Source organism: Gilliamella sp. Gris1-4 (assembly GCF_001690335.1).
In the GTDB taxonomy this organism is placed as follows: Bacteria; Pseudomonadota; Gammaproteobacteria; order Enterobacterales; family Orbaceae; genus Gilliamella; species Gilliamella apicola_P.
Genome location: NZ_LZHA01000029.1, coordinates 24,269 through 38,037, shown reverse-complemented (window position 1 = coordinate 38,037; position 13,769 = coordinate 24,269). Strand labels below are relative to the sequence as shown.

General features: G+C 33.7%; 9 protein-coding genes and 1 pseudogene. 3 read left to right on the top strand and 7 right to left on the bottom strand.

Annotation, left to right across the window (positions count from 1 at the left end; genetic code table 11):
- Window positions 1-30 precede the first annotated feature (30 nt).
- From A9G31_RS03610 to uxaC, 6 genes and pseudogenes are all read right to left on the bottom strand, one after another.
- A complete protein-coding gene (locus A9G31_RS03610; RefSeq protein ID WP_065560476.1) occupies window positions 31-1,158 on the bottom strand; it encodes a glycoside hydrolase family 28 protein in 1,128 nt (375 codons plus the stop codon).
- Between the two features lie 26 nt (window positions 1,159-1,184).
- Window positions 1,185-1,337, bottom strand: coding sequence for a glycosyl hydrolase family 28-related protein (locus A9G31_RS11965; RefSeq protein WP_218056362.1), 153 nt, complete (start codon window positions 1,335-1,337; stop codon window positions 1,185-1,187).
- Between the two features lie 127 nt (window positions 1,338-1,464).
- Window positions 1,465-2,967: pseudogene (locus tag A9G31_RS12080) on the bottom strand (MFS transporter).
- A gap of 97 nt (window positions 2,968-3,064) precedes the next feature.
- On the bottom strand, window positions 3,065-4,564 hold the full coding sequence (locus tag A9G31_RS03600; protein WP_065560495.1) for a UxaA family hydrolase: 1,500 nt from the start codon (window positions 4,562-4,564) through the stop codon (window positions 3,065-3,067).
- Between the two features lie 13 nt (window positions 4,565-4,577).
- On the bottom strand, window positions 4,578-6,041 hold the full coding sequence (locus A9G31_RS03595; RefSeq protein ID WP_065560475.1) for a tagaturonate reductase: 1,464 nt from the start codon (window positions 6,039-6,041) through the stop codon (window positions 4,578-4,580).
- A 42-nt stretch (window positions 6,042-6,083) separates the two neighbouring features.
- Window positions 6,084-7,496, bottom strand: a complete 1,413-nt coding sequence (gene uxaC / locus A9G31_RS03590) for a glucuronate isomerase (protein ID WP_065560474.1) — start codon at window positions 7,494-7,496, stop codon at window positions 6,084-6,086.
- Between the two features lie 294 nt (window positions 7,497-7,790).
- On the opposite strand from uxaC, the gene exuR reads away from it, so the two are divergent.
- Window positions 7,791-8,570, top strand: coding sequence for a transcriptional regulator ExuR (gene exuR / locus A9G31_RS03585; protein ID WP_065560473.1), 780 nt, complete (start codon window positions 7,791-7,793; stop codon window positions 8,568-8,570).
- Window positions 8,571-8,705: 135 nt separating this feature from the next.
- On the opposite strand, the gene lolA is transcribed toward exuR, so the two are convergent.
- On the bottom strand, window positions 8,706-9,299 hold the full coding sequence (lolA, locus tag A9G31_RS03580; protein ID WP_065560472.1) for an outer membrane lipoprotein chaperone LolA: 594 nt from the start codon (window positions 9,297-9,299) through the stop codon (window positions 8,706-8,708).
- 178 nt (window positions 9,300-9,477) lie between these two features.
- Here lolA and A9G31_RS03575 point away from each other — a divergent pair, with 178 nt between their 5' ends.
- Together A9G31_RS03575 and nrdA are read left to right on the top strand one after the other, a co-directional pair.
- Window positions 9,478-10,815 (top strand): replication-associated recombination protein A, encoded by a 1,338-nt coding sequence (locus tag A9G31_RS03575; protein ID WP_065560471.1) that lies wholly within the window; start codon window positions 9,478-9,480, stop codon window positions 10,813-10,815.
- A 542-nt stretch (window positions 10,816-11,357) separates the two neighbouring features.
- Window positions 11,358-13,646: a class 1a ribonucleoside-diphosphate reductase subunit alpha gene (gene nrdA / locus A9G31_RS03570; protein ID WP_065560470.1), complete on the top strand. Its 2,289-nt coding sequence runs from the start codon at window positions 11,358-11,360 to the stop codon at window positions 13,644-13,646.
- Window positions 13,647-13,769 lie beyond the last annotated feature (123 nt).

Genomic DNA, 13,769 nt, shown 5'->3' with positions numbered 1-13,769 from the left:
GCTTTGTAGCGGTTATTTTTTACAGTGGTTTTAAGCGCTAAGGCTTATTAATTTACCATCTTTTTTTACAAACGACTGATTAACATAAATATTAGTACTATTTCTGATATCCAGTGGATCACTGACAATATTATCAATAATTACATTATTAAATAAAAAACTATCTGCATTTTCGATAAAAAATCCCTTTCCTGCTGTAGGTTTAACATCTTTGAACATGTCAACTTCTCCCGCTTGGGCATCAATTTGCATTGATACACGGATATTATCAAACGATATATTAGATATTGGTAATTCTGGAATACCATATAAAAACCCAGCGTAAGCTCGGACATTTTTTGCAATAATATTAGAAAAACTGATATTATTGCATGCTGGTGTTGATTCATTAACTTGTAATGCATCTTTATTCCAAACAATAGGATCATTGCCTTTAGGTCCACAATAATAATAGTAGTTCATGACGAATGCTGAAAGTACTTCGTCCATAACAATATTACTAAAAGTAATATCCGAAATTGTACCTCCTCGACCACGGCGAGTTTTAAATCTTACTCCTCGATCGGTTTTTTGGAACACACAATTAGTAATAGTCACATTTCGAATACAACCACTCATTTCACTACCTAATACTACAGCACCATGACCATGAATCATATTACAATTAGTAATTAAAATATTTTCACAAGGGCTTTTTTCGGCTGTTTCTTCTGTGCCTGCTTTAATTGCGATACAATCATCACCTACATCAATATAGCAATTTGATATTCTAACATTACGGCAAGATTCAGGATTTATACCATCTGTATTTGGTGAATCCGCTGGATTTGAAATCGATACATTATCTACAACCACGTTATTTGATTCCATTGGATGTACCGTCCAGCTTGGTGATTGAGTTAAAAACAGTTTTTCAATCGTTATGCGTTCACAAAAATCAAATCCTATCAAATAAGGTCTTGGATATTTGAGGTTACTACGATCATTACGAAAAATATGCCACCATTTTTTACCATTCCCATCAATTTTACCATCACCAGTGATAATCACATTTTCAATGTTTTTTCCATATATACAAGGCATATATACATCTTGCTTTACCCCTTCCCAACGCGAATTGACAATAGGATAATCATTTGAATTATCAGAAAATAGCAAAGTTGCACCTTGTTCAATAAAAAAAGTTAAATTGCTCCTGTATAATAAATGCCAGCAGGAACTATGAGTTTTCCTCCACCTGATTTTTTAATATGTTGTATTGCCTTTTCAAAAGCAATGGTATTGATTGATTTCCCATCACCAATAGCGCCAAAATCTATTACTGATACAGTTGTCATTATTTTTCCTTTTTATTTTATGAACGGTAATTCAACAGTTTTCTTTACCGCTCACTAATCAACTAATAAATAAAAGAATTTATAATAATTAATCCTGATAATTTATTTAATAAATTCTATTTTGTCGTCATACTTTTTGTTTAAAACCAATATTGTTATTACCAAAGCATTTTTCATAAGCAATACCTGATAAATCTTCTACAACTTTTTTAGTTTCAGGGGTTACGTCTTCCATTTTTCCACCTTCTCGAATACGTGCAACTTCATTAATAATGACAGAATGGGTTGCATGATCTAGCTTCATTCTCCATGCAAAGAAACAACCAATCAATGCCATACCAATAACACCATAAATAATAATGCCATTAATAGCATGAATAGCACTTTGCGGCTGTACATGTGATTTTGATTCAAAACCATATGTGCTTAATACAATACCAAGTATAAACACAATAGATGCCCGAACTAATTTTCCAGCCATCGTCATTGCACCCGCATAAACACCTTCACGGCGTCGATTAGTTACCACTTCGTCAACATCAGCAAGGAAAACATAAACACTCCATGGAATGTAATAAACACCACCTGTTCCTAAACCAAACCAAATAGTAATACCAATAACAATCCAAGTCGCCTGAAGAAGATTAAAATAGTAGATGCCGACATAACCAATCATTGATGAAATAACAATTAGTAGCGCAATAATGAATGGTTTTTTAAAACCTTTTTTCGCACAATACATCATAAAGAAAGCAGTTGAAAATAACTGACAAATACTACTTAATGAATTCATTGAAGCAACAAATGATCGCGGTTAACCTAAACTAAATACAATGAAATAAGTGAATACAGCAGTAAATAACCATTCAGCACCAAAACCAAATAAATACATACCTAAATGAGCTCTAAACGTTTTTATACGGAAGGTTGAAAAAATATCAATAAAAAGCTTTTTGATTGCTTCAAAAAAACTATGTACATATTCATCTTTAACTTGCTCTTTTGGTTTCTCCCAACTGTTACAATAGAGCAAAATTAATGCGGTCATCATAATTGCAGCATAAGTAATACCTGTTAACAAAAATGGGGTTGCTGACTCTTTACTATAAAAATAAAAGAAAACTCCCGGTATTGCAGCGCCTAAGAAATTAGCTACTTTACCAAACATTGCCTTTGAACCAGTCAAATAAGTACGTTGAGAAAAGTTAGATGTCATTTCAACAGGTAAGGTATTAAATGGGATCATAATACTGGTATAAATAATTTCAAATAAAATATATGTAATAAGGTAATACCAAAATCCCATTCCGTTAATCCATAGCATTGGATAAATCGTCATCAACGGAATGCCCATTAGTATGAAAAATCGACGCCTACCAAAACGTTGACCTATTTTAGTTTGATAAAAATTGTCGGTAATAAAACTCATTAATGGGTTTAAAATCACATCTAAATAAGTTGCAATTGAGAAAATTAATGCTGCTTGAACAACTGTTAATCCGCAAAATGTAGTATAAAAATAGAGTAACCAAGCTCCACTAATTGCAAGGGCACCACTCCCGATTAAATTACCACTCCCGTAAGAAAATCTTACTAGCCATGTGATTTTTTTATCTTTATTGTTATTCATGTTATGATTCCTATATTATTTACAAAAATAATAGCCTCCCTGCATTAAGCCAAAAACGACTTAATGACATTATTAACAATTAAATGAATAATTATTTTTAGAGGGTTACGCCACTTTTTAGAATGGCCAAATTCCTGAAATTATTTTCTTCATTGCATGTTTTCTTTCCGTTAGCAATAAGAACGATGTGTTCAATGAATTCAATTAATAATGATTTCATTGAAACTCCTTGGATGAGTTTTCCTGCATTGAAATCGATCCAATTTACTTTTTTATCTGCTAATTGGCTATTAGTAGCAATTTTGACAGTAGGTACAACTCCACCATAAGGAGTTCCTCTTCCTGTTGTAAATAACACCATATGGCAACCCGCTGCAGATAAAGCACCAGTTGCAACCGCATCATTACCTGGAGCGCTGAGTAAATTAAGACCATGTTTTGTTAACATTTGTCCATAGTTAAGGACATCAATAACCTTGCTTCCCCCTGCTTTTTGGGTACAACCCAGTGATTTTTCTTCAAGTGTGGTGCTCCCACCAGCTTTATTACCAGGAGAAGGGTTTTCATAGATAGGTTGATTGTTTGAAATAAAATATTGTTTAAAATCATTAATCATATGCACTGTTTTATCAAAGGTCGACTCATCAACACAGTGCGACATTAGAATATTTTCAGCACCAAACATTTCTGGCACTTCAGTAAGTACACTTGTTCCACCATGCGCAATAATATAATCAGAAAATAAACCGAGCATTGGGTTGGCAGTAATACCAGAAAAACCATCTGAGCCACCGCACTCTAGACCAAATTTCAATTCACTTAAACGACCTAATTCACGCTTATCATTTTTCATAATGGCGTAAAGTTCTCTTAGATGACTTAGAGCTGATTCAACTTCGTCTAATTCTTGTTGTGCGACAAGAAATCTAACTCGAGATTCATCATATTCTCCTAAATCAGCTTTAAACTCTAATATCTGATTATTTTCACAACCTAGCCCAATAACTAACACGGCTCCAGCGTTAGGATGTTTAACTAAATCTTGTAAAATAATTTTGGTATTATTATGATCTTGCCCTAATTGAGAACATCCGTAAGGATGTTCCAGTACGGTGATACCATCAATTTCCAATTGATTATTAAGTTCTTCACAAAACTGTTTAACAATTTGCTGTGCAATACCATTAATGCAAGTTACCGTTGGTATAATCCATAACTCATTACGGATGCCTACTTCACCATTTTTACGACGATAAATTTGAACTTCTTTGTCAGGGATCTCGTGTAATAAATCATTTTTTGACAAATTAGGTTGATATTGGTAATTATTAATATCACTTAAATTAGTTTTTAAATTTTGTGAATGAATATGTTCGCCAACTTTAATAGGGCAAGTTGCATGCCCAATCGGTAGTCCATATTTAATAACATTTTCGCCTTGCTCAAAGTCTTTAAGAGCAAATTTATGTCCTTGTTTGATAGGTTGTTGTAAATCGATATTATGACCATCAACCACAATATTAGCTTCATGCGCTTCTAAATCTGTTAATGCTACACCAACATTATCTTTATTGTTTATTTTTATAAATTTAATCATTATATTGCTCATTTTATTTGCTACACATAACACATTTTTCAATTGCCTGACGCATGCCCTCTTGAGTAATAATCGTTAAATACTGCGTTATTGTTTGGGCTAAGTGAGGAATAGTTAATAAATCATATTCCCAATGTGCATTATCACTTAATACAAAATCAACCAATTGTGCTAATGTCCATTTACCGTCAGCTATATTTTTCCAGCCTAAATCAAAACGCTCTAACCAAATAGCATCATCTTGTAACGGATAACGTTGGTTATTGCGTATGCCACGATAAAAGGCAATTAAAGCAGCAAAAGAGAACACTAAATGTTTAGGTAGCATACCTTTCTCTTTTTGATATGCGATTAATTGAGGCAAGATGCGAGTTTTGAATTTTGTCATGCTATTTAAAGCTATCGACATTAATTGATGTTCAATAAATGGATTTTTAAAACGGTTAATTACTGATTGAGCAAAGTCAACCAATTCTTGATGAGGTAAATTTAAAACAGGGATTATTTCATCAAAAATCGCATTTTTAAGGTAAGATAAGATTTGGGGATCATTCATTGATTCACCCACTGTGTCAATCCCTGCAAGGTAAGCAACAGGTACTAATGCAGTATGTGCACCATTTAAAATAGCTACTTTTCGCTCTTTATATGGTTTGATATCATCAACAATTTTGATATTAATATCACACTTATCTAAACAAAGTTTTTCAGCTAACCAATGCGGCCCTTGAATAACAAATAAATAGAAGTACTCGGCTGAATCAATGAAATTATCTTTATATCCTAACTCTGATTCAAGTTCCGCAATTTGCGTTTTTGGATAACCCGGTACAATTCTATCTACTAATGTTGAACAAAATAAGTTATCATTTTCGAGCCATGAAATAAATTTATCTGATAACTGCCATTGTTCAGCATAATTAAGTATTAATTTTTTAAGGGTATCACCATTATAATCAATTAATTCACAAGGAATAATAATTAATCCACTTTCCTTAGTACCTGAAAAATAGACGAATCTTTCATATAAGAAAGCCGTTAATTTAGCTGGGTAGCTTGTAGCAGGTTTGTCGGTAAGTTTATCACTTTCTACATAACTGATACCGGCTTCAGTAGTATTAGAAAAAACAAATTGAATATTGGGATCTTTCGCCAATGAAAGATACTGCTCATACTGAGTATAAACATTTATTTCGTTATTGACTGAACGAATTAACCTAAATTCTTTTACTGCTTCGTTTTTTTCATTTAAACCACAAATCAAGGTAGTATATAACCCATCTTGAATATTTAACGGTAGTGGAAAGTCTGTATTTAATGGACGAACAATGACAATGCCGGCATCAAGATCTGTTTTTTCATTAAGGATATCTAATTGCCAATCTAAGAATGCACGTAAAAAATTACCTTCGCCAAACTGAACAACTCGTGTGGTATATTTTGCACCAGGAAAATTTTCTCTATTTAATGTTTTCATGAATATAACTCTTTTTTGATTAATTTTTCAACAGGTTAATATCTAACTTAGTTCAATACCAAAATAGTTTTTAGCATTATCAAAACTAATGTTTTTAACCATTTGACCTAATAACTCAATATCACGAGGAGCTTCTCCATCTTCGACCCAATGCCCGATCATGCGGCATAAAATGCGTCTAAAATATTCGTGTCGAGTATAAGAAAGAAAGCTACGGCTATCAGTCAACATACCAACGAAACGACTTAATAAACCAAGTTGAGCAAGTTGCGTCATTTGACGAATCATGCCGTCTTTCTGATCGTTAAACCACCATCCTGAACCAAATTGCATTTTTCCACAAATACCTTCTCCCTGAAAATTACCTATCATCGTACCTAGAATTTCATTATCAGAAGGATTTAAACAATAGAGTATTGTTTTAGGTAACGCATTTTGTTTTGCTTGCGCATCTAGTAATCGTGATAGTGGTTGAGCAATTGGTGAATCATTAATTGAATCAAAGCCCACATCAGCACCCATCAAATTAAACATTCTTGAATTATTATTACGTAGTGCGCCAATATGATACTGTTGTACCCAACCGCGTTTGTTATATTCGCTACCTAAAAAGATAAGTACGGCTGTTTTAAATTGCGCAGTTTCTTTAGCACTTAATACAATGCCCGATAATCGCTTAGTTAAGATGGCATTCAATTCTTTTTCTGAAGCTTCTTCATAAACAACTGTATCTAAAGCATGGTCAGAAACTTTACAGCCGTGTTGCTCAAAATGATCCATTCGTTTTGATAGCGCTTGACAAAGTACATGAAAACTCGAAATCGTCATATCGGAAGCCGCAGATAGTTTGTCCAAGTAAGTAACAAAAAATTCGGAATCAATATTAAATGCTTTATCTGGACGCCAACTTGGTAATACTTTGATATCAAATGAACTATCTTGTGCAATCGTTTTATGATGAACTAAATCATCAATAGGATCATCAGTAGTTCCAACCATTTTGACATTCATTTTTTTCATAATGCTACGAGCAGAAAACGCTTTGGTTTCTAACATTGCATTACATTTATTCCAAATCGTTTCGGCGGTTGATGGGGATAATAAAATATTATCAATACCAAATGGTCGGCGAAGCTCTAAATGAGTCCAATGATATAAAGGATTACCAATTGTATGTGGTACGGTTTCAGCCCAAGCCTTAAATTTTTCAAAATCATCTACATCCTTACCAGTACAAAATTTTTCAGCAACGCCATTAGCTCTCATTGCTCGCCACTTATAATGATCACCTTTCAACCAGATGTCATACAAGTTTTTAAATTGATAATCTTGAGCAATTTGCTCAGGGGGTAAATGACAGTGGTAGTCAAAAATCGGCTGCTCAACAGCATAATTATGATAAAGTTGACGAGAAAATTCAGTATCTAATAAAAAATCTTCAGTTAAAAAATGCATTTATTTCTCCATTAACATTGGAACTTATCTTACAGCTGCAAAACTTAATCTATTTTTATGTATTAGTAATTTATGGGAGCTGTTTAAGTTAACAATAACATATCAGTCAACTTAAAAAGTTGACTGATATCACATAATTAAAACTATTATTTATGTATGACTAAATATTTATTTGTAGGCTATCTTTTATAAACAGAATTTTAATTGCAGAAAATAGAACAATATTATTTAACTCTATTCAATTAGATGGTATTTTAAAACGATGACAAGTTCAGGAGTTAGATAAAAATCACCATGGTTCAAGAACAAAATGAATATCAACGGCTTTACCAAGTGATTGCAACAGAATTAAAAAAACGAATTATTAATGGTATTTATCCAGTCGGTTGTAAATTACCATCTGAAAGATTAATTTGTGAAGAACTCAAAGTAAGTCGTTCTGTTGTAAGAGAAGCGATTATAATGCTTGAAGTTGAAGGCTTTGTTGATGCTAGAAAGGGATCAGGTATTCATGTTATATCAAATAGTATAAAAACCAATATTTTAACAACGTCACAAGGTTTAAATTTTTCAACAACAGGGCCATTTGAACTATTACAAGCCCGTCAACTTATTGAAAGCAATATAGCAGAATTTGCTGCAACGCAAATCACCAAAGACGATATAGCAAAACTTCTTGAAATTCAACATAATGCACATAAAGAAGACCATTATAGAGACTCTGATTGGGATTTAAAATTCCATACACAAATTGCTATGATAACTCGTAATACAGCCCTTACAACTATTGTTCAAGAAGCATGGCAACAACGAACACTAAATCCTTTATGGAAAAAATTACATGAACATGTTCCTGAGCAAGATATTGATAGTTGGTGGGATGAACATGACAAAATACTAGAAGCATTAATTAACCGCGATCCTAAGGCCGCCAAATTGGCAATGTGGCAACATTTAGAAAATACTAAAAAAATGTTATTTGATGCTGCAAGTAAAGATTTTGAGACGAAACTCGATCACTATCTATTTTCGGATAATCCAGTCATCAGTATCAATGAAGATAACTATGAGTAAATATCTTCCTAATCGATCATAAAATCAATAAGATAAATATATTTTTCTCATAGACTTTTTCTTGCTCAATTGGTGTTATTGACATGCAACTTAGCATCAGTTGAGCTTGGACTAAGTTAACCATTAAACAGCATACTAACGTTGATCATCAACAGTTACACCTGCTGGCGGGGTAAATTTAAATTTATCTAATGCGACTTTACCTAGTGTTTGTCGAGACAAGTCATAAAAACTACGTTGGCCATCTTCTTCTATAATAGTAAAGTTAGAAATCATACCTGTAGGTAATACCGAAATAATAAAGTCTTGATTAGACCCATCTGTTGGTTTTAAGGTAAACGAATCTTGTTTACGAGTGACATTATAAACATTCCAAATTGGGTTATGACTGTCAGTAATTAGTAACATTAATCGGTTATCGATCGCTTTTTTCAAGTCCATTACACTAACTTGTTGAACTGCTGGTGTGTATACCCACATATTCTTTCCATCAGAAATAATCGATGTTTCATCAGGTTCGTTCATCGTCCAATTAAAATAGTAAGGTCTACTAACCCATAAATCGCCTTTACCTTCTTGTACTTGTTGATTATCGGCCGTTTTCACATCTTGCGAAAACCTTGCATAAAACCCGTCAATTTTATCTAAACGTTGTTGTAATACTTCTTTATCGCCAGCCCATGCAGATAAACTAACTAATGCTCCAATTAAAAGTAAAAACTTTTTCATAGCCAATCCTTATGTATTTCTTCTATAAAAATATGTTAAATATATTTTGATTACTATATAAGATTGAAATATTACCGTTTTTATTCTAGTGGGGAAAGATATTTTCTTTTCTTTTTTCACTTACAAAATAACAAGTATATAATAGGTTTTATTTTACAAATGCGGATAAATACCTGCCATGCCGAGTATGTCTTTTGAATTTACTACTGATGAATTCAAACCTTTAGCAGCTAGAATGCGCCCACGTAATCTAGCTGAATATATAGGTCAATCTCATCTATTGGATAAAGATAAACCACTGCCCAAAGCGATTGAAGCAGGGAATTTACACTCAATGATCCTTTGGGGGCCGCCAGGCACGGGCAAAACAACTTTAGCTGAAATTATTGCTCATCATGCTAATGCTAAAGTTGAACGAGTTTCTGCCGTTACATCTGGCATAAAAGATATTCGTGAAGCAATTGAACGTGCTAAAATTAATCAGCAAGCAGGGATGCGCACTATATTATTTGTTGACGAAGTTCATCGTTTTAATAAAAGCCAACAAGATGCGTTTTTGCCTTATGTCGAAAACGGTACTGTTACGTTTATTGGAGCAACAACTGAAAATCCATCATTTGAATTAAATTCTGCATTATTATCTCGTGCAAGAATCTATTTGCTCAAATCATTAACCAACCATGACATTGAGCAAATTTTACAGCAGGCAATGGACGATACTAAGCGTGGTTATGGTAATAAAAACATCAATCTACCAGAAGAAACAAAAAAACAAATTGCTGAATTCGTTGGTGGTGATGCAAGGCGAGCACTGAACACACTTGAACTATTAATTGACATGTCAGATGGGCATGAACTTACACCTGATTTACTCAAAGAAGTTATGGGAGAACGTAGTGCGAGATTCGATAATCAAGGCGATCGTTTTTACGATTTAATTTCCGCGGTACATAAATCAATACGTGGTTCCGCACCTGATGCCGCTCTGTATTGGTATGCAAGAATTATCTCTGCTGGGGGGGATCCGCTTTATGTTGCACGTCGATTATTAGCCATTGCCTCGGAAGATGTTGGTAATGCCGATCCTAGAGCTATGCAAGTCGCGCTTGCCGCATGGGACTGCTTTACAAGAGTTGGTCCTGCTGAAGGTGAACGTGCAATTGCACAAGCAATAATCTATCTTGCTTGTGCACCAAAAAGTAATGCAGTTTACCTTGCATTTAAACAAGCAATGACTGATGCCAAATCAAAACCTGATTACGATGTTCCTGAGCATTTACGCAACGCTCCAACAAGCTTAATGAAAAACTTAGGTTATGGCGCTGAGTATCGTTACGCCCACGATGAACCCAACGCTTTCGCCGCAGGTGAAAATTACTTCCCACCAGAAATGGCTAATACAAAATATTATCGCCCAACAACTCGTGGTGCTGAAAAAAATTATACTGAAAAATTAGCATGGATAGAAGAACAAAACCTCTCAAGCTCTATTCAACGTTATAAGTCTAAAAAATAGAGGCTATGATTATTTTTATAAAAATATTTTGAAAGAATTTGATCTAACGAAATACTAACTCAATAATCTTCAACTAAAAATAAAAGAAGATAACAAAAATGCTTGTAAAATAGAGAGTAGTATTTCTACGGACTAATTTGCGTACCCTACTTTCAAATCTTAAAATAATGTTAAAAACTTTCAGGAAAGTATGTTTTTGATTATAAAATATTAAATAATAAAGTACTATTTATCTAAAAATAGCAATCAAATTCTTGTACAAGAAGTACATTTTACCCCATATAAGTTTTACTTTGCTGATAACCAATTGAATGATATCCACTGCATGGCGTAACTTGCATGAATTCTTTCTTTCATTTTTTATGAAAAATAAATTTTAACTATTAAAATCAATAACGTTTTATTTTAATTAATAAATTTAAACCATTGATTAATAATACTACATATAGTGACAAATTCAATTAATAGGTACTACATATTGTATATTTTGATAAATATCAATTATCATAATTAAAAACATACTTTAACATTGGAATGAAAGAATGAATAAATCAATACTCGTCACCAAACGAGATGGAAAGAAAGAACCAATAAACCTTGATAAAATCCACCGCGTCATTACATGGGCTGCTGAAGGATTAGAAAATGTTTCTGTTTCTCAGGTTGAATTACGTTCACATATTCAATTTTACGATGGTATTCGCACATCAGATATTCATGAGACAATTATTCGTGCTGCAGCCGATCTGATCTCACAAGAAGCACCAGACTATCAATATTTAGCTGCACGCTTAGCGATTTTCCATTTACGTAAAAAAGCCTTTAATCAATTTACTCCACCTTCACTTTATGAACACGTTAAAAAATTAGTCGACAGTGAACGTTATGATAAACACTTGCTTGAAGATTATACGCAAGAAGAATTTGAACAAATGGATAAGATTATCGATCACTGGCGAGATATGTCTTTTTCGTATGCCGCAGTTAAACAACTTGAAGGAAAATATCTAGTACAAAATCGTGTCACTGGCGAGATTTATGAAAGCGCGCAGTTTTTATATATTCTAGTTGCAGCTTGCCTTTTCGCTAATTATCCTAAAGATACACGTCTTAGTTATATCAAACGCTTTTATGATGCCGTTTCAACCTTTAAAATTTCGCTACCAACGCCAATTATGGCGGGGGTTCGTACTCCTACTCGACAATTCAGTTCTTGCGTATTAATTGAATGTGATGATAGTTTAGATTCTATTAACGCCACAGCAAGCGCTATTGTTAAATATGTATCACAAAGGGCTGGAATTGGGGTTAATGCAGGGCGAATTCGTGCGTTAGGAAGCTCAATTCGTGGTGGTGAAGCTTTTCATACAGGCTGCATTCCATTTTATAAATATTTCCAAACAGCGGTTAAATCTTGTTCGCAAGGTGGTGTGCGAGGAGGAGCAGCAACTGTTTTCTATCCTCTTTGGCATTTAGAAGTTGAAAGTTTATTAGTATTACGTAACAACCGTGGCGTTGAAGAAAATCGTGTCCGTCATTTAGACTATGGCGTACAAATCAATAAATTAATGTATCAACGTTTAATCAAAAACGAAAATATTACTCTATTTAGCCCATCGGACGTTCCTGGACTTTATGATGCCTTCTTTGCCGATCAAGATAAGTTTGAAACGCTTTATCACCAATACGAACAAGATCCAAATATTCGCAAACGCGAAGTTAAAGCCGTTGAACTCTTTGCATTATTAATGCAAGAGCGCGCATCAACTGGACGTATTTATATCCAAAATGTCGATCACTGTAATACTCACAGCCCATTTAATGCACAATTAGCACCTGTTCATCAATCTAATTTATGTATGGAAATCGCACTGCCAACAAAACCGCTTAACAACGTTAATGATGAACATGGCGAAATTGCCCTTTGCACATTATCAGCCTTTAATTTAGGTAAAATAGAATCTCTAGATGACTTTGAAGAGTTAGCCGATTTAGCGGTACGCGCTCTTGATTCACTACTTGATTACCAAGATTACCCTGTACCTGCAGCTCGTCATTCTTCATTAAATCGTCGTACATTAGGTATTGGTGTTATTAACTATGCCTATTATTTAGCAAAACATGGGGTTAAATATTCCGATGGCAGCGCCAACAATTTAACTCACCGTACCTTTGAAGCCATGCAATACTATTTGCTAAAAGCATCGAATAATCTAGCTAAAGAAAAGGGAACCTGCCCATTATTTAGTCAAACCACATATTCGCAAGGTATTTTACCTATTGATACTTATAAAAAAGATTTAGATACCATTACTAAAGAGCCATTACACTATGACTGGGAATCACTACGAGCATCAATTAAAACCTATGGACTTCGTAATTCGACATTATCGGCATTAATGCCATCAGAAACTTCGTCACAAATTTCCAATGCAACAAATGGTATTGAACCACCACGTGGTTTTATTAGTGTAAAAGCATCAAAAGATGGTATTTTAAAACAAGTGGTTCCTGAGTATAACCATCTGAAAAATTTTTACGAATTACTTTGGCAAATTCCAAATAACACTGGTTATTTACAATTAGTAGGCATCATGCAGAAATTTATTGATCAATCAATTTCTGCTAATACTAATTATGATCCGGCTAAGTTCCCAAATAATAAAGTACCCATGAAACAGCTATTATCAGACTTATTGACTGCTTATAAATTTGGCGTAAAAACACTCTATTATCATAATACACGCGATGGCGCTGAAGATATTCAAGGTGATATTGTTCCAACAACCCATTCGGATGATGGCTGTGAAGGTGGCGCTTGCAAAATTTAACCTTGATTAAAACTAAATAGCTACACGCTAAAATTCAATTTTTTATCGGGGAAAACTAGTAATTTCCCCATTCAACTTGCCTTTTACACTGTCAAAAGGAAGCGGTAAAAGCAACAGTAAATG

Excerpts from the sequence above, each read along its gene's own strand:
- A9G31_RS11965 (WP_218056362.1), bottom strand. The coding sequence starts at position 1,337 with ATGACAACTGTATCAGTAATAGATTTTGGCGCTATTGGTGATGGGAAA.
- A9G31_RS03600 (WP_065560495.1), bottom strand. The coding sequence starts at position 4,564 with ATGATTAAATTTATAAAAATAAACAATAAAGATAATGTTGGTGTAGCA.
- A9G31_RS03595 (WP_065560475.1), bottom strand. The coding sequence starts at position 6,041 with ATGAAAACATTAAATAGAGAAAATTTTCCTGGTGCAAAATATACCACA.
- uxaC (WP_065560474.1), bottom strand. The coding sequence starts at position 7,496 with ATGCATTTTTTAACTGAAGATTTTTTATTAGATACTGAATTTTCTCGT.
- exuR (WP_065560473.1), top strand. The coding sequence starts at position 7,791 with ATGGTTCAAGAACAAAATGAATATCAACGGCTTTACCAAGTGATTGCA.
- lolA (WP_065560472.1), bottom strand. The coding sequence starts at position 9,299 with ATGAAAAAGTTTTTACTTTTAATTGGAGCATTAGTTAGTTTATCTGCA.
- A9G31_RS03575 (WP_065560471.1), top strand. The coding sequence starts at position 9,478 with ATGCCGAGTATGTCTTTTGAATTTACTACTGATGAATTCAAACCTTTA.
- nrdA (WP_065560470.1), top strand. The coding sequence starts at position 11,358 with ATGAATAAATCAATACTCGTCACCAAACGAGATGGAAAGAAAGAACCA.